19 protein-coding genes and 2 tRNA genes are annotated in these 16,603 nt (G+C 57.7%); 10 read left to right on the forward strand and 11 right to left on the reverse strand.

Annotated elements, in window-relative coordinates; all coding sequences use genetic code 11:
• Window positions 1-32: 32 nt before the first annotated feature.
• Genes AACZ19_RS01645 through AACZ19_RS01655 form a run of 3 tightly spaced genes read right to left on the reverse strand, consistent with a single transcriptional unit; the run spans window position 33 to window position 1,976 of the window.
• Window positions 33-896: a S49 family peptidase gene (locus AACZ19_RS01645; RefSeq protein WP_339630510.1), complete on the reverse strand. Its 864-nt coding sequence runs from the start codon at window positions 894-896 to the stop codon at window positions 33-35.
• A 38-nt stretch (window positions 897-934) separates the two neighbouring features.
• Window positions 935-1,744, reverse strand: coding sequence for a hypothetical protein (locus tag AACZ19_RS01650; protein WP_339630512.1), 810 nt, complete (start codon window positions 1,742-1,744; stop codon window positions 935-937).
• Window positions 1,745-1,760: 16 nt separating this feature from the next.
• On the reverse strand, window positions 1,761-1,976 hold the full coding sequence (locus tag AACZ19_RS01655) for a DUF2007 domain-containing protein (RefSeq protein WP_339630514.1): 216 nt from the start codon (window positions 1,974-1,976) through the stop codon (window positions 1,761-1,763).
• A 126-nt stretch (window positions 1,977-2,102) separates the two neighbouring features.
• On the opposite strand from AACZ19_RS01655, the gene AACZ19_RS01660 reads away from it, so the two are divergent.
• The 5 genes from AACZ19_RS01660 to AACZ19_RS01680 all read left to right on the forward strand — a co-directional run bounded on the left by AACZ19_RS01660 (window position 2,103) and on the right by AACZ19_RS01680 (window position 5,985).
• Window positions 2,103-3,125 (forward strand): polyprenyl synthetase family protein, encoded by a 1,023-nt coding sequence (locus tag AACZ19_RS01660; RefSeq protein ID WP_339630515.1) that lies wholly within the window; start codon window positions 2,103-2,105, stop codon window positions 3,123-3,125.
• Between the two features lie 113 nt (window positions 3,126-3,238).
• Window positions 3,239-3,315: transfer RNA gene (locus tag AACZ19_RS01665), tRNA-Pro, on the forward strand.
• Between the two features lie 71 nt (window positions 3,316-3,386).
• Window positions 3,387-5,117, forward strand: a complete 1,731-nt coding sequence (locus AACZ19_RS01670; protein WP_339630516.1) for an adenylate/guanylate cyclase domain-containing protein — start codon at window positions 3,387-3,389, stop codon at window positions 5,115-5,117.
• Window positions 5,118-5,216: 99 nt separating this feature from the next.
• A tRNA-Pro gene (locus tag AACZ19_RS01675) sits at window positions 5,217-5,293 on the forward strand.
• Between the two features lie 107 nt (window positions 5,294-5,400).
• Entirely contained in the window at window positions 5,401-5,985 is a 585-nt protein-coding gene (locus tag AACZ19_RS01680) for a hypothetical protein (protein WP_339630517.1), read from the forward strand.
• Between the two features lie 92 nt (window positions 5,986-6,077).
• On the opposite strand, the gene AACZ19_RS01685 is transcribed toward AACZ19_RS01680, so the two are convergent.
• Window positions 6,078-6,551, reverse strand: a complete 474-nt coding sequence (locus AACZ19_RS01685) for a hypothetical protein (RefSeq protein WP_339630519.1) — start codon at window positions 6,549-6,551, stop codon at window positions 6,078-6,080.
• A gap of 30 nt (window positions 6,552-6,581) precedes the next feature.
• Window positions 6,582-7,178, reverse strand: a complete 597-nt coding sequence (locus AACZ19_RS01690) for a TetR/AcrR family transcriptional regulator (RefSeq protein WP_339630521.1) — start codon at window positions 7,176-7,178, stop codon at window positions 6,582-6,584.
• A gap of 91 nt (window positions 7,179-7,269) precedes the next feature.
• Here AACZ19_RS01690 and AACZ19_RS01695 point away from each other — a divergent pair, with 91 nt between their 5' ends.
• Entirely contained in the window at window positions 7,270-7,797 is a 528-nt protein-coding gene (locus AACZ19_RS01695) for an anthrone oxygenase family protein (RefSeq protein WP_339630523.1), read from the forward strand.
• 6 nt (window positions 7,798-7,803) lie between these two features.
• Here the strand turns inward: AACZ19_RS01695 and AACZ19_RS01700 are convergent, their stop codons facing one another.
• From AACZ19_RS01700 to AACZ19_RS01720, 5 genes are read right to left on the reverse strand one after another with little or no spacing between them, the layout of a single operon-like run.
• Window positions 7,804-8,256, reverse strand: a complete 453-nt coding sequence (locus tag AACZ19_RS01700) for a hypothetical protein (RefSeq protein WP_339630525.1) — start codon at window positions 8,254-8,256, stop codon at window positions 7,804-7,806.
• Between the two features lie 12 nt (window positions 8,257-8,268).
• The gene (locus AACZ19_RS01705) at window positions 8,269-9,315 is read right to left on the reverse strand and encodes an adenylate/guanylate cyclase domain-containing protein (RefSeq protein WP_339630526.1); all 1,047 of its coding nucleotides are present in this window, start codon (window positions 9,313-9,315) and stop codon (window positions 8,269-8,271) included.
• On the reverse strand, window positions 9,312-9,689 hold the full coding sequence (locus AACZ19_RS01710; RefSeq protein ID WP_339630528.1) for a response regulator: 378 nt from the start codon (window positions 9,687-9,689) through the stop codon (window positions 9,312-9,314). The genes AACZ19_RS01705 and AACZ19_RS01710 overlap by 4 nt, the downstream gene beginning before the upstream one ends.
• Entirely contained in the window at window positions 9,686-12,436 is a 2,751-nt protein-coding gene (locus AACZ19_RS01715) for a response regulator (protein ID WP_339630530.1), read from the reverse strand. Before AACZ19_RS01715 ends, AACZ19_RS01710 begins: the two co-directional genes overlap by 4 nt.
• Before the next feature lie 26 nt (window positions 12,437-12,462).
• Complete coding sequence (locus AACZ19_RS01720; RefSeq protein ID WP_339630532.1) at window positions 12,463-13,224, reverse strand: DUF3365 domain-containing protein; 762 nt, start codon at window positions 13,222-13,224, stop codon at window positions 12,463-12,465.
• 241 nt (window positions 13,225-13,465) lie between these two features.
• On the opposite strand from AACZ19_RS01720, the gene AACZ19_RS01725 reads away from it, so the two are divergent.
• From AACZ19_RS01725 to AACZ19_RS01740, 4 genes are all read left to right on the forward strand, one after another.
• Window positions 13,466-13,906 carry a hypothetical protein gene (locus AACZ19_RS01725; protein ID WP_339630534.1) on the forward strand — a complete coding sequence of 147 codons (441 nt, stop codon included), beginning with the start codon at window positions 13,466-13,468 and terminating at the stop codon, window positions 13,904-13,906.
• 111 nt (window positions 13,907-14,017) lie between these two features.
• On the forward strand, window positions 14,018-14,572 hold the full coding sequence (locus tag AACZ19_RS01730) for a hypothetical protein (protein ID WP_339630536.1): 555 nt from the start codon (window positions 14,018-14,020) through the stop codon (window positions 14,570-14,572).
• Window positions 14,573-14,656: 84 nt separating this feature from the next.
• Window positions 14,657-15,553 (forward strand): MBL fold metallo-hydrolase, encoded by an 897-nt coding sequence (locus AACZ19_RS01735; protein ID WP_339630538.1) that lies wholly within the window; start codon window positions 14,657-14,659, stop codon window positions 15,551-15,553.
• A 23-nt stretch (window positions 15,554-15,576) separates the two neighbouring features.
• On the forward strand, window positions 15,577-16,092 hold the full coding sequence (locus AACZ19_RS01740) for a histidine phosphatase family protein (protein WP_339630540.1): 516 nt from the start codon (window positions 15,577-15,579) through the stop codon (window positions 16,090-16,092).
• A gap of 12 nt (window positions 16,093-16,104) precedes the next feature.
• On the opposite strand, the gene AACZ19_RS01745 is transcribed toward AACZ19_RS01740, so the two are convergent.
• A complete protein-coding gene (locus tag AACZ19_RS01745) occupies window positions 16,105-16,590 on the reverse strand; it encodes a YajQ family cyclic di-GMP-binding protein (RefSeq protein WP_339630542.1) in 486 nt (161 codons plus the stop codon).
• Window positions 16,591-16,603: the final 13 nt, after the last annotated feature.

Genomic DNA, 16,603 nt, shown 5'->3' on the forward strand with positions numbered 1-16,603 from the left:
TTGCCGCTTCCCCCTCTTCTAAAGCCCGCGAATCACAGGCCGTACCGGCCCCAGGCCGCCTGATTACGGACCGCGTCCGTCAGCGCCTCAACGGCATCTGCGCCGATGGCCTGATGCTCCAGGCCAAGCTTCTTCGCAAGGAAGCCCCGCCGCCCGCCGAGTTTCTTGAAGCGCACCTTGTCGCCATATTTCTCCCGGCAGAAGGATCGCACATCCGCAATCCCGTCCACAAGGCCGAGCTCGACCGCTTTCTCGCCGACCCAGACATCGCCGGAGAACAGTTCCTTGTCTTTACGTTTTTTCAGGCGCTCACCGCGCCGGGTTTTTACCAGATCCTTGAAGTTGTCATGGATCTCGCCCTGGATTTTCTTCAGCCAGAGGATATCGTCCTCCTTTTCCGGGCTGAACGGGTCCAGCTTGACCTTGTTCTCCCCCGCTGAATAGAGGCGCCGGTCGATGCCGAGTTTTTCCATCAGTCCCGGAAAGCCGAAACCGCCAGAGACAACGCCGATGGACCCGATCACCGAGTTCTTGTTCACATAAATCTCGTCCGCGCAGAGGCCGAGCCAGTAACCGCCCGACGCCATCACATCCTCAGCGAAGGCATAGACCGGGACTTCCTTCTCATCCGCGAATTGCCGAATGCGATCGAAAATCAGCGAGGACTGCACCGGCGAGCCGCCGGGTGAATTGATCAGCAGCGCCACCGCCGACACGCCCTTCATCTCGAACGCAGACTCAATCTGGTTTTCCAGACTTGCGAGGTTGAGGTTTTCCCCGCGCAGCTTGCTGCCACCGGGCGCAATCACGCCGTGAAGCGGCAACACGGCCACCAGCGGCGATTTGTCGAAAAACCGCTTGAGCGGCGTCTTCTTGATCAGTTCTTTTATTTTCATGGCGTTAAGTTAAGGATTTAACCGCTCTGTACAAGTCTTTATTGTGACAGGACATCCGTAAAAGTCGCACCAAAGCGCGATATACACTCCGCCGCCTCGGTCGGCTTGCCGCCGGTTTCATGTAGCACAAGACCTGCCGTCAGTTCCAGCGGGCCCTTGTCGCCCTTTATTCCCTGCACAATGACCCTTTTCGCCGCCGCGCCCGCCTCCGGCCAGAGCGGAATGACCTTCAGGCTACCACAACCGCTTGAGAGCAGCGCGAGAATTTCATGCAATCTTTCCGCCCGATGGATCACCGTGACCGTGCCCTTCGGCTTGGTCCGCGCGACGCAAAATTGCAGCCAGTCCTGCAGCGGCACGCTCCCCTCCATCCGCGCGAGGGTGCGACCTGTCGTCTTGGCATCGCGACCCCGGCCCTTGCCATAGAAGGGCGGATTGGTGAACACATGATCGAACCCGGCCTCCAGAAACGGTTTGTCGCCCGGCCCCTTGTGGCCCGTGAAGGATTTGCGGTCGCCGATATCCGCCTCGATAATCCGCATTTTCTCTGCAAGGCCGTTCGCATCCGCATTCTTAATGGCGAGCGCCGCCAGCTCAGGTTGCAGCTCGATCCCCCAGAGGGTGCAGCCGCCAAGACGATGGAGCGCGCAGAGACCCGCCGTGCCGACGCCGGTGCCAACATCGAGCAGCGTCACCCCGTGCTTCGCTTCGACCGCTGCCGCCAGCAGCACGGCATCGGAACCGGCGCGAAACCCATCGCGCGGCTGCGTTACGGACAAGGAGCCGCCCAGGAACCGGTCCATCGTTAGTGACTCTGCCAGTTCCGGCTGATCCATTACCTTGTCCATATCATCCGGACTCCTGTCATTCTGCGGGGCCCTCCCCGATATCCACAAGGATTCGCTTGGCCCGGTCCAGATCCTCGGCCAGCACCATCACCCGGCGCTGGATCGCACCGATGCTCCCCTCCAGGACGGAAGTATGCTCATCGAGCAGGATCGCGTCGATATCCTCCTCCTCCAGCACACTCATCAGGTAGGACAGCAGGACCGGATCGTTGCTTCGTATCAGTTCCTTCACGTAACCCCCGTAACTCCTCACAATTATCTTGACCGGCGACTATATCGCGCTTACTTGACCCTTCGCAATCTTAAGCTATGCTCTTAATTAAACAAGTTTCTTGGCGATCCGACGAATGAGGGAAAATTGGCCATTATCGTAAATCTCGACAGACAAAAAAACGGCGGGACGAAAGCGTCGCTGACGCGGCTGTTGGCAATCGTCGAAAAGGACCTCTCGGATACTAACGACATCATTCTCGATCGCATGCACAGCGAGGTCGAGTTGATCCCGACGCTGGCGCGGCACCTGATTGCGGCGGGCGGCAAGCGGTTGCGCCCTGTCCTCACCCTCGGCGCGGCGAAACTCTGCGGCTATGAAGGGGATCGCGCGAAAAAGCTCGCGGCCTGTGTCGAGTTTATCCATACCGCCACCCTCCTCCATGACGATGTGGTCGACGAGAGCGATTTAAGACGCGGCAACGAGACCGCCAATGTCCTCTGGGGCAATCAGGCGAGCGTGCTGGTCGGCGACTTCCTGTTCAGCCGCGCCTTCCAGTTGATGGTCGAGGATGGCTCCCTCGAAGTGCTCTCGATCCTCTCCAACGCCTCCGCCGTGATCGCGGAGGGCGAGGTGATGCAGCTGATGAATGTCGGCGACACCAACACGACGGAAGACAGCTACCTGAAAGTCATCGCCTCCAAGACCGCCGCGCTGTTCGCTGCGGCCTGCGAGGTCGGCGCGGTGGTCGCCGAGCGCCCGAAAGCCGAGGCGCAGGCGCTGCAAAGCTATGGTCATAATCTCGGCATCGCCTTCCAGCTTGTCGATGACGCGCTCGACTATTCCGCCGAGCAGGAAGCGCTTGGCAAGACCATCGGCGATGACTTCCGCGAAGGCAAGGTGACGCTGCCGATCCTCCTCGCCTTCCGCCGCGGCAACGCGGAGGAGCGGGCGTTCTGGAAACGGGTGGTCGAGGAGGGCAAGCAGGAGGACGGCGACCTCGAGCAGGCGCTCGAAATCATCCGCAAGCACACCGCGCTCGACGATACCATCGAGCGCGCGCGCCATTACGGGGCGATGGCCAAGGACGCGCTTGGTATCTTCGAGGATAGCGAGACGAAGGCGGCCCTGCTGGAGGCCGTTGATTTCTCCATCGAGCGGGCGTTCTAGAAATTTGCGGGAAAATCGGCGGCCTGATCATTTCGCCCTTGCGGAACCCGTCCAAACCCGATTATAACCCACTTGCTCTCGCCGGGCTCAACTTTCCACGGGCACGGCACGGTCGGGGTGTGGCGCAGCCTGGTAGCGCACGTCGTTCGGGACGACGGGGTCGGAGGTTCGAATCCTCTCACCCCGACCATTTTATTCCCAAATCTTTTTTCTATGCTCCTCTTCGAATGGTGTTTATAAAACACATCGGGAGGACATGACTTGAACCGCAGACTAGCCGCCATCATTGCCGCCGATGTCGTGGATTATTCCCGTCTTTTGGGGGAGGATCAGACGCGCACGCTTGATGTCCTCCGGGAATTCCGGCGCAAGTTGTTCGAACCCGCTGTAGTGACGCATCGCGGCAATGTCATCAAACGCATGGGCGATGGCTGGATCGTCGAATTCGCCAGCGTTTCGGATGCCGTAAACTGCTCGCTCGATATTCAGGACGGTCTGAAAGACCATGACATCATTCGGCTTCGTATCGGCATTCATATCGGCGAGGTTGTTTTCGAGGAGGAGGATGTCTTTGGCGATGGGGTCAATATTGCAGCCCGTCTGGAAACCCTGGCTGAGCCGGGCGCGGTCCTGATTTCCGATACCGCCTATAACAGTCTGGACGGCAAGGCGGCGCGCCAGTTCAACGGTGGCACCCCCCACAAACTGAAGAATATATTCCGTCCCGTTCAGGTCTGGCGCTGGCCTTCGGAGTCATCGAGCGGCATGACCCCATCGGGGATATCCCCCACCCAGACGCCACAGGAGCCGCCGTCAATTGCGGTTCTTCCTTTCGTCAATAAATCCAGCGACCCCGAGCAGGATTATTTCGCCGACGGCGTGACCGAGGATATCATCACCGCCCTGTCCCGGCTCAGAGGCTTTTTCGTCATTTCCCAGAATACGATGATCACCTACAAAGGGAAGGATCTGGACCCTCGCACCATCGGGCAGGAGCTGGGCGTCCGCTATATCCTGCGGGGAAATATCCGGGCAACCGGAAACCGGGTGCGCATCACGGCGGAGCTTTCCGACCCGGCGACGGGGGCACAGCTCTGGGCGGAACGTTTTGACCGTCCGCTCGACGATGTTTTCGCCGTTCAGGATGAAATCACCGAAAGTGTTGTCGGACGGATCGAGCCCGAACTCTATGCGGCGGAACTGGCCAAGCTGAAACAAACGCCACCGCAGAATCTCGGCTCCTGGGAATTTTTCATCCGCGGCCTTCATCTCTATAGCCAGCACACGGATCAGGGAACGCGAGAGGCGCTCGAAATGCTGGACCGGGCCATCGCCCTGGATGGCGCCTATGCGAAGGCGCTCGGTCTCAAGGCACTGACGCTGGTATGGCGGCTAATTCAGGGTTGGGAAGATCCCGCAATCGCAATGGAGAAGGCGACAGAGTCTGTCAATCTTGCCATTCAGGCCGATGCCCAGGAACCCTGGGCCCATATGGCGCAAGGCGTGATCAGCATTTGTTTACGGCAATCCGACAATGCTATCGCCGCGCTCCAGCAAGCGATCAATGCGAGCCCGAACTTCGCTTACGCACAAGGGATGTTTGGCGCCTCCCTCGCCCTCGCCGGACGCGCGGAGGATGCCCTTCCCTGTATTGACCGGGCAATGCGCCTGAGCCCCCGGGATATATTCAGCGAGGAATATCATCTCTATTATGCGTTCGCCTATTTTGTCTTGGGAAAATATAAGGAGGCCGCTGCATCCGCAGAGCGTGCCATCCTTCTGCGGCCAGGCCACCCGTCCATCTATGTGATCGCGACCGCCTCTTACCAGCTGGACGGAGCCACGGACAAGGCGGGCATGCGCGCGCAGAAGCTGATCGAACTGGTGCCGGACACCTCCCTGACCGAAATCGAAGCCTCCTATCCCTTTACCAGAGTGGAAGACATGACAAAGTTGATTAACGCCCTCCGCGCCGCCGGACTGCCTGAATAGCTGGGGAGAAATAAGAAGGTTGCTCTCCTGTATTGGGGCAAAGGCGTCTCTGCTTTGATGTCGGCCCCTCGGTGGAGCGGAAGTTCCGGCGTGCAAGTTCGGGGCGTGGCGCAGCCTGGTCGCGTTGATCATTCCGGGCAACGGGCCCGGAGGTTCGAATCCCCTCGCCCCGACCATTTTATCTGAAAATCCCCTCTCCCCCGCAACACTTGATGCCATGAAGTCCTCGACGTAGTATCGGAGTCGGCGGGTATTGATCGCGCATTCATGGCAGGAGGGAGAGATGGCGACGCTCAAGGTCGGGCCGGTTCTGGGGTTGGAGGGAGAGACGGCTTATACGGTTGTCTTTTCTGCTACGCCGGATGTGCAGGCGGCGGAATGGGTGGTTGGCGGCACGACCAAGCCCTGCAAGATCGTCGGAAGCACCCCGGGCTCCACCGTCTGGCGGGGCGAACATAAAATTACCGCGCCCGCCGGTGAAAGCGGCAAAGAGATTTCCTACCAGATCAAGCTTGATGGCGCGGTGGCGAGCTGCGGCAATGGCCGCACCCAATGGACCTTCTATGTGCCCGGCAAGGGGGAGCAGCCGACATTCGCCTATGGCTCCTGCAACGGTTTTTCCGACCTCGCTCTCATGCACAAGACGGAAAACCCCTACCGGCTCTGGCAAAAGATGGCGGCGACGAACGACCGCACCGAATATCTCGACGAGGCGCAGGACATCCGCATTTCCATGCTCACCCCTTTCGCCTCCGATCAATATATCCGGGCGCGGAACTTCGTGACGCTGGAACTTGGCACAGACGACAAGCTCTGGATCAACTGGGAAAGCGAGGTCAAGGACACGCCTGTTTATCCGATAGAGTGACGGGGACAGGCCATTAAAAAAAGGAGGCGCGCCTGTCAGGAAAAACAGGTGGCCTCCTTATTTCCAAAGCCCCGCAGTGGGGTGTTTAGCGGTTATGGACGGCACTGGAAGGTTACTGTCCGGGATCCATCGTTGTTATTGACGATATTGGCAATCACCTGATTATTGCCGATGCTCGCACAATGCGCCTGCGCGCTCCGCGAGGCGTTTACCAGTTCCTGATCGGTTCGATAGGTATAGATCAGGTCGGAGTTCGGGATCGGATTTGCCGCAGTAGTCGCCGTGGGGACACACTCAAAGACGACAGATTTGGTGCCATCCGAATTTGTCGAGAAGGTATCGGGCCGCGAGATGAAGTTATATTGGCGGCAATATGCCTCGGCCTGCTGGTTGACCTGAACAAGCTCATCATCACTGTGATACTTATAGGTCACCGTCGGACTGCTCGCGTCCACTTGTTTCGGGGGCGGATTATGCCCGCCGCAGGCCGCGAGAAGCGCGCCGGTTGCCAATAAAACGGCCGCTTTGGCCGTCGTTTTCCGAAGTACTGATCCGTTTATTTTCATTGTTCTCACCTCTTGATAGCCCCGCAAGGGTTAATTAAAAATGTGCCGCAGAAGGTCCAGAGCACGTTTGGCTCGGGCGTTACAATCGGCAGCCGTTGGAACGGGCGCGCGTCCGATCGCACGGCGGATTTGCAGGTCACCAACTAACAGATTGAGATAAAGTTCCGTCGCCTCTTCGGTCGTCTCGAAATGAAGCTGCCCCCCCGCCCTCGCCTTTTCCAGAACGGCGGCAATCATGGGCAGAACCGTTTCGCGGCCATTCTGCGAAATAGCCGCGCCGAGTTCCCCGCTAGTATCGGCGGCGGCGGCGCGGTTAAGGGCGATGGCGCGCACACCGGTCAGCAGCGCCAGTAGCTTTGGCCCCAGTAGGTCCAGGGTTTCAAGCGGATCGCCCCCTGATTCCAGCTCCGCTGACAAAAGTTCCTTCACCTCGGCGGCGTTGCGCGTCACCAGCGCCCTGAACAGCCCCTGCTTGTCCCCATACCAGTTATAGAGCGTTTCGTTTGAAGCGCGCGCCCGCCTCGCAATGGCCAGCATGGAGGTGCCGCCATAGCCCTTTTCCTCCAGCACGGCATAGGCCGCCTGCTCTATCTGCTCCTGCCGCTGCCGACGTGTTTCCTCGCGCATATTTTTTATCTCCTCTTTGCATTGACAATAACCGTAATTTAAATTACGGATTAATGCAACCGTACACATAATTACGCCTATGGAGACACCCATGACCTCGAATGAATCTGTTCAGCCTCCTGCCATTCCCGTGCTGCTTGGCGTTTTTGCGCTCCTCTCCCTGTTGTTCACCGGAGCGATTTTCGGATTTTTCTATGCCTGGATCTGCTCGACCATGTGGGGGCTCGATGCCGCTGATCCGAAAGTTGCCATCGCGGCCATGCAGGCGATGAACGCCTCTGTGCGGAATGCGGTTTTCGCGCCCGCCTTCTTCGGCACGCCCGTCGTGCTGTTCGCGACAGCTATCCTTGCGTGGGTCGCGACCTACCGGAGGGCCGCCCTTCTCTTTATTTTGGCGGGGTTGGTGTATTTTTTCGGCGGGATCGTTCTGACCTTCAATGTCAATGTCCCGATGAACGACGCGCTTGCCCTGATCGAGATACCGCCGAGCCCGGCCGAGGCGCAGCAAATCTGGCAGGACTATTCCGCGCCCTGGCAGGTCTGGAATATCACACGCACCATTGCCAGTGGACTCGCCCTGCTGTTGACGGGCAGCGCCATTCTGACGTTACGAAAGTAGCTGTCTCTATAGCGCCAATGTATTCAGCCAGGCATCATGCTTGTTGCAGAGCGAGACCACATAGAGGCGGTTCTTCAGGCCGGAGATATCATGCTCCGTGATCGGGGCGTCGGTCTCTGGATTGAACAACATCTCCTCGACGAATTCGAGATTCTCGTCGAGCAGGATATGCTTGACGATATAATGGATATAGCCGTCCATTTCATGGCCGGTGGTCACCTCGATACTGTTGCCGCTGCGCTCGATCGTCGGGGTGTGGGAGGCTTCCTTCCCCTTCCAGCGGCCCGGCGCGTCCATGGTGTAATAGAGCGAACCCGCGAGCTTCGATCCCATCGGGTCGAGCATACCGCCCGCGAACGCAGCCTTTGGCATCGCCACGGAGGACGCAACGCCAATCAGCCCCAAACCTTTCAAAAAAATCCGTCTGTGCATTTCGCTCTCCATAAAAATTGCTGTCACGCTGCAATCCGCTCACCGGATGGCAAAGGCCTCGACCACATCCAGCTGGCCCTTGCCCTTGATGTCGATGACACCCAGCGCGCGGGAATCGCATTCTTCCTTGATCTCCTCCCAGGCCGCCGCCGTCATGGCAACGGCGCCGGGCGTACCATGCTCGACCAGGCGGGCAGCGATATTCACCGTATCGCCCCAGACATCGAACAGGAATTGCTGCTTGCCGACGATGCCCGCGACCACCGGTCCGAAATGCAGTCCGATCCGGACTTCCCAGTTCGGCTCCATCGTTCCGGCAATGCGGGACATTTCAAGGCCGCAGCGCACCGCTGTCAGCAGCGGCGCCTCCACCGGGCGCAAAAGGCCACTGGTCGCCATGAAGGCATCGCCGATGGTCTTGATTTTTTCCATCTGGTGGTCTTCGACGATCGCCTCGAACGCCTCGATCAGGGCCTGTAGATGGGCAACAACTGTTTCCGGCAGATTGCGGTCGCAATAAGCGGTAAAGCCGACAATGTCGCAAAAAAGAATGCCAACCCCCTCGTAGTTACGAGGCCGGACGACGCCTGTCTCTTTGAGCTCTCGCACCGCCGTTGCCGGGATAATCGCGTGAAGCAGCTCGTCCGTGCGTTTCTGCTCGGCGAGGATCTGCGCACGGTAGGCTTCTTCCTGATCGCGCAGTTGCTTTTTCTCAAGCGAGGCTGAAACACGGGCGCGCAACAGCGTTGCATTGAACGGTTTGGGCAGGAAATCCTCCGCCCCGAGTTCAATGCATTTCACGACGCTCTCGAGTTCGTCTGCCGCGGAAATCATGATAATCGGGATATGACGGAGGCTCTCGTCTTTCTTGACGGTTTCCAGCACCTCATAGCCATCCATCTCCGGCATCATGATATCCAGCAGCACAAGATCGAAGGGTTGCGATCTTATCTTTGCCAGCGCATCAATGCCGTTTACCGCCGTTTCCAGTTGCCGATAGCCATTTTTTTTGAGCCGCCGAGACAGGGTAAATCGATTATCCTCGTTATCATCAACAACCAGAATGCGGGCGTCTTCGCGGGTCACGAACCCTCTCCCCCACCGAGATAATGCTGGATCTTGCCCATCAGCCGCGCAAACTCCACCGGTTTTGTGTCGAAATCATCGCAGCCCGCCGCGAGCGCCTTTTCCCGTTCCCCTTCCAGCGCGTGAGCCGACAGGGCGATGACCGGAATGGCCTTCGTCTCGTCACTCGACTTAAGCTGGCGCGTCGCTTCCCAGCCATCCATCTTCGGCAGGCTGAGGTCCATCAGGATCAGAGCCGGCATTTCACGCTTCGCCGCCTCGATCCCGGCGACGCCGTCTCCGGCAATCAACACCTCGAACCCTTTACGTTTCAGGCGCCGCGACAACATGTAGATATTGTCCTCGTTGTCTTCGACATAGAGGATTTTAGTCATTCTGCTACTCCGGTCTGCGAGGTTTTTGCGGCGAAGTGGCGACCAATATGGCGGCGCACTTCCTCAAGGAACGAGGGTGTGCCATCCGCGGATTTCTGAATTATCTGCTCAACCCCGCCATTCAGCCGCCGCCGGTCCTCATCCGAGATATCCGCCCCGGTGATCACCACGACGGGCACGCCGCGTGCCTCGGGGATGGCCTTGATCGCCTCCACAAACTCGAAGCCGTCCATCTCCGGCATGATCAGGTCGAGCAGGATGAGGTCGGGAATTGCGTTGTGTACCAGCTCCAGTCCGGTCCGGCCGTTGACCGCCTCCCGCACGCGCCAGCCCTCGCTCACGAATATCCGCCGCATCAACTGACGGGTGGAGCCGTCATCCTCGACAATCAGCACATTACCGCCGCTGCCGTTCAGCTTGTAGCGTTCCAGCAGGGTCAACAGGCGTTTTCGGTCGACCGGCTTGGTCATGTAATCGGCAACGCCAAGCGAGAACCCTTTGTGCTTGTCATCTACAATAGAGACCATCAGCACGGGAATATCTTTGAGTTCGGGGTCTTCCTTCAGGTCCTGAAGCAGGGTCCAGCCATCCTTGCCCGGCATGACCACATCGAGGGTGATAAGCGCCGGGCGAATTTGCTGCGCTCGTTCTAGCCCCTCGTCGCCATTGCTGGCCGTCGCGACTTCATATCCTTCGGTCTCCAGGAACTTGCGCAGGATATCTCGGGCAACGGGATCATCATCCACGACCAGCACAACATTTGATCCGGGGTCACCATTCACTGGCACCCGGGGCAACAATGCGCCATCTGGGCCCCCGGATTCAAGCCCGTCCGGAAGTTCAATGGGCAAGCGGACGCGGAAGACAGAACCAGAGCCGGGCGTGCTTTCCACGGTCACGTCGCCGCCCATCATTCGGCAGAATCGCTGCGAAATCGCAAGGCCGAGGCCAGTGCCGCCATATTTGCGGGTGGTCGATGAATCGGCCTGCGAGAAATCGCTGAACAGCCGTTCCAGCTGCTCGGGCGTCATCCCGATACCGGTATCGGAGACAGCAATTTCGACAGTCTCATCCGGTTTCTGTTGGACGGTAATGCCGACCGCCCCGTTCTCGGTGAATTTACAGGCATTGCTGACGAGGTTGAAAATGACCTGTCGTACCCGGGTCACGTCGGACTTCATCTGCGGCAAGGTATCGGGCAGGTTCACATCGATTTTGTTGTTGTTCGGTGTCGTCAGCGGTTGCGCCATATCCACACAGTCGCGGATCACGGAGGCAAGATCGAAGCTCTCCACATGCAGTTCCATCTTGCCCGCCTCGATCTTGGAGAGATCGAGAATATCATTGATCAGCTTCAGCAGATGCTTGCCCGCGCGGCTGATCCGCTGCAACGGCTCGATCATCTCCTCGTCGCCATCATCAATGGCGTCCTCCTCCAGCATTTCGGTAATGCCGATCACGGCATTGAGCGGCGTGCGGAGTTCATGGCTCATATTGGCGAGGAACTGGCTCTTGGTTTTCGTCGCCTTCATCGCGACATCCCGCGCCTCGGCCAGCCGGTCGACCATCTCGCCCAGCTCCGTCTCGCGCGCCTTGGCCTCGGTGATATCCGTGAACACCCCGACGATGCCGCCATCGGCGGTCTTCTGTTCATTGATGCGCAGCCATTGGCCATCGGCGCGCAGATGCTCATATGGGCCGGTCGGGTTGCGATGCCGCTCGATCCGCTCCTTCAGCCATTGTTCCGCATTTTCCTGCGCGGCAACAATCATCTTTTTATCGACCGCAGCCGAGATGATTTCCTCATAGCGGATGCCCTTGTCGATCGTCAGACCCAGATAATTATACATCTCGCGATATTTGCTGTTGCTGACGATCAGGCGATCATCGGCATCATAGAGCGCAAAGGCATCGGTCACAGCCTCGATCGCCTCAAGCAGCTTTTGCTGCGCGTTTCGGGCATCTGCCTGCGCTTCTTCACGCTCCACCGCTAGACGGTCCCGCTCAATCAGGCTGTCGCGAAACAGGGACAGGGTCCGTGTCATCTCGCCAATTTCATCGCGGCCCGCAGGCGGGATTTGCACGTCATGCTCGCCCTTTGTGATCGAGCGCATGGCCGTCACGAGGCGTAAAAGCGGCGTCCGGATGGAGCGCAGCACGAGAAAGGTAAGCAGCAATCCTACAAGAGTTCCCGCGGCGATGATATAAAGGGAGAGATTGACCGTTTCCCGCGCAGAGGTGAGACCAGCGCTGCTCTGGGCAAGTGATTCCGCCTCGAGCTGGCTGACGATTTCAGAGAGAAGATCGTCGATTGTCTGGATATGGACCCGCGCCTTGGCCATCAGGGAATTTCCGATCACCCGGCGGTCGTCCGTATAGGCATCGACAGCCAGTAACGCCTCTTTCATCAGCAGGTCAAGCTCCTGATTGATGAGAGTAACCCGCTCCGGCTCATAAGCCTCTATCTGCGCCAGGCTCGACGTCAGGGAAATGCGTGCCGCCTCGGCGTTGCGCTCCGACAGGGTAAGCAGGCTGACCGCAAGATCGGCGAGCCAGAATTTCAGATCGCCAAAAGACTTGCTGGCCGCATTGGCCGTGGTCATCCGGCTGACGACCTCCGCCTCGGCGGCGATTGTCTCTGCGTTCTGGGTCAAGCGGTTACTGAGAAACAGGTTTGACCCGACAAGAATCACCAAGAGCGCCACGCTCAGGATTGAAAGCCGTGTGAGAATGGAAAAATTGCTCATCTGGGTACCGCTTTCAGGGGGCAGCGTTATTTACGAAATAGCGTCACACTGATTACACCACCAAGATCGCCCACCTTGCCCCCCTCCTTCGGGTAGCCGGTCACGTCCAGCTCCCCCTTTGGCGAGCCATGACAGGCGAGACATCCCTGACCGTAATATTCCGGCACCAGAACACGGAACGCCGGACGTCCGTCTTTTTCCGCTTCGGCCGAGAACACCGCGCCCTTTTCCCAGCCGGGCGCCGAAAGGTCATTGCGGATGGCCTCAACTTCCCAGTCATCGGGACGCGCCTTGCGATTACGGATCAGCTCCGGCGGGGCAGTGACCTTGACTTCGGCTTCCTCCCCCATGTTGCGCTGGAATTCCTCATTCACCAACCGCGCGAAAACCGCAGGCACGAAGCCCTTGAAGGCGATATCCGGCTGGTTGATGGTATCCTGATTGTCCTCGACTACCTGATGGATAGCCTCGACTTGCGCCCGGAGCAGGCGGCTTTTCAAATCATCCGACGTCAGGTCCGGCGCCGCGCCGCCCTTCGCCTTGGTATATTTCTCAATCGCGCGGGCCTGAACGACCGCACCAGTCAGGCCCTTGTCACCAATGGCAGGATCATTGATCAGTTCCTGATTTTCGCCAATGACAGAGCGGGCAGATTGCAGCATCGTGGCCAGATCAATCGCAATATCGTAGTCGCTATTGTTGTCAGCGGCCTTTACGGGAAATGACACCAGCAGCGACAGACTGCATAGCAGAACCGCGAGGACACGTATCCGTTGCGCGATAGACATTCCACCCCTCCAATTTGCGATATTTACTCACCCCGAGCCCACAAAAGTGGGCGAAGTATAACCTATCAAGTCAGGTTCGATCCGTAAAGCATCCCGTTGGAAATAGCCCCCCCGCTTCGGGATGGCGATTTTTTCGGCTTGTTACTTGAACTCGCGCTTCATTAACATTACTGTTTGGGAATATAAATATTGTCCTGCACCTTCAGAAATCCGGCAATATCAAACGCAACGAGGTTTATTTATGAAGTGGCGTAAGGTAGCGTCGGGTTCATTTGCAAATATAAAATATGAGACAAAAGAATCCGGCGGCGAATATCTGCATCTTGTAACTCCCGGCAGCCTGCTGGATCGGGATGACAGGGCACCGGTGTATGAGGCCACCCTCAACCTGACGAAATCGGAGAATTATTTCTGCATTCTTGATAACCGGCAAGGCAAAGAGAGCCTGCTTTCCATGGCTGATATGTCCTATTTCGGCGACATCCTCGTCGAACGGGGGATCAAGCGGTTTTTCTATGCAGTTGTGACCTACGATCCCGCCTATGACAATATGATCAAGCTAATCAAGGCCATTGCGGCGACGAAGGATATCGAGATCAATGCCATCGCCACCCCGGATTTTGAAAGTGCGGAAGAATTTATCCTCAGCCGGATGAAAAATTTTGTGAAGGATAGCTCTTAAGGCGCGCAAGGAACAGATAAAAGCTGTTTATCTTCTCGGTATTCATTGATAAAGTTGTGGTGAATTCAAGTCTCAAATGCAACCACTGCCTTTAATGAGAGGTACCACTTTATGACATTTGATATCGGCAAAGCATCCTCATTCGTCTTTCTTTCCCTTGTCGCCAGTCTCATCTTGAGCCTTTCAATGCTTGCTCAGCCGCGGAGCACGGCGGCGGCGAATTTCTTTGAGTCCAGTAACCTTGTCGGCACTGTCTGGCTGGCCCCCGAAGCCCATGACAGGACAACGATCGACCGCAACGGCAAGAGCAGCATCAAGACAGGAAAGAATATCTATATCGAGTTTCTGGGCGATAAAAGCGGCGTCTTTACCATCAAAATTCACTGGTGGAACGTAGAGGCCAACATAAATGTCGTCGAATATGCCGTCATGGTGCATGAGGCCGAGAATTTCTATCATTATGTAGAGGCGGAACACCCAGACGACAGCAACTTTCCGGGCATCGCCGCAAGTGGCACCTTCCGGCTGATCAACGAGTCGGAAGCAGAATTGACGCAAATCGGCCGGCTTCTGGATGGCTCCGCCAGCGCCTTCGTCACCCGCCTGAACCTGGTTGACGCGGCCCCCGACGTGCCCCTCAAGCAGACCTACCCAAAGATGAAGTAAAGGCAGAGACCGCACAGAAGATAACATTCCTGTTGCCGCAATGGCTTGATCGGTTACAATCACCAAAAACCGGAAAGCAGGATCATGGCAGTAAAAGTCCCGTTTAAAAGAGACTTGGAGTTTGAATATGGAGCGTCAGAGGAGCTGAGCCCGCTTGTCCGCCGTGTCATTGCCCAGAACCCGAGCGCCTTTACCTTTCACGGCACCGGCACCTATATCATCGGCAAGGGGGAAGTGGCGGTGATTGATCCGGGCCCGCTTGACGGCGCCCATGTCGGGGCGCTGATGGCGGCGCTGAAAGGGGAAATGGTGACCCATATCCTGATCACCCATACCCATCGCGATCACTCCCCGGCCGCCGAACCATTGAAACAGCTGACCGGCGCAAAAACATACGGCTTCGGCCCCCATGGCGGCGGCAAGACGGGCAGCGGCATGGAGGAAGGCGGCGATATGGACTTCGTGCCCGATGTCGCACTTGAAGATAACGATGTCATTCTCGGCAACGGCTGGACCGTCGATGTCATCCATACGCCCGGCCATCTGTCGAACCATGTCTGTTTTGGCTTGCGCGAGGAGAAGACCCTTTTCACCGGCGATCATGTCATGGGCTGGTCAACGACGGTGGTCTCCCCGCCCGACGGCAATATGAGCCAGTATATGCAGAGCCTCGAAAAACTGCTTTCGTTCGATTATCATACTTACTGGCCGACCCACGGCCCCGCGATCACCGAAACAGGCCCATTTGTCGAGGCGCTGATCGCCCATCGACAGGAGCGGATGGACCAGATCCGCCAGTGCCTGAAATCGGGTCCGATGACCATCCCGAAAATGGTGAAACGCATGTATACCGATGTGCCGGTGAACCTGCACCCGGCGGCCGCGCGGTCCGTTTTCGCGCATATCCTGCATATGTTGAACGAGGGGGAAGTCAAGACCGAGGGTGCCCCATCAGAGGGGTCACTTTACCGCCTAAGATAGGGGAGAAATACAAGGGGGAAAAGATGAAATACAGCCTGAGAATACCGGTAATTGCGGTTCTGTTCTCCGCCGTTACACTGTTGGCCGCCTGCAGCACCTACAACTCGCCGCCAGGGACGACGACAACGGTGGTGCTGCTCCGCCATGCGGACCGGACACCGCTGCATACTGAACTTAACGAGAAGGGCAAGGAACGGGCGAAGGCGTTGCCCGCCGCCGTCGCCGATCTCGACATTGACGTGATCTACAGCCCGGACAAGAAGCGCAATCTCGACACCGTCGCTCCCCTGATTGAGCAACGCGGGATCGAGCTTCGGGTGGTCGAGGTCAGCAATGTCGCCGAACGGATGTTGAATGAGAACCCCGGCAAGACCGTGATGTGGGTCGGCAATACGGATAACCTGCAAACCATTTATGGTCAGCTTGGCGGCACTGATCGGCAACCGGATATCTATGGTGAGATCGCGGTAATGCGCATCTACGACTCCGGCCCGCCTGATATCGAAATGCGTAATTTCGGCGGCAAGGGCACCCCCTGAACCGCCCTTCAGCTAGTCGCGAAAATTCACATATTGCAGCGGCAGTTCCTGCTTGAGGCCCTTGCAGAAGGCGATGGTTTCCTGAAGATCGTCGCGCTTCTTGCCGGTCACGCGCAGCTCATCGCCCTGAATGGCAACCTGCACCTTGACCTTGGAGCCCTTGATCTCCTTCACCAGCTTTTTCGCAAGTTCCTTGTCGATCCCCTGACGGACGATCACGACCTGTCGTACGCTCTGGCCCGCTGATTTTTCCGGTGTCTGGTAATCGAGCACGCCCGCATCGACCTTGCGCCGTGTGAGATGGGTCGCCAGCAGTTCATGCATCTGCTTGAGCTTGAGGTCATCATCCGCATGGATGGTGATGGCCTGCTCGGCACGATCAATCGTGCAATGGCTGCCCTTGAAATCATAGCGGGTCTCGATTTCCCGACGGATGTTGTTCAGCGCGTTATCGACTTCCGCCATATCGGTCTTGGAGACAATATCGAATGAGGGCATGGAGTTTCTCCTC

Origin of the sequence: uncultured Sneathiella sp. (assembly GCF_963973085.1) — a bacterium.
GTDB lineage: Bacteria > Pseudomonadota > Alphaproteobacteria > Sneathiellales > Sneathiellaceae > Sneathiella.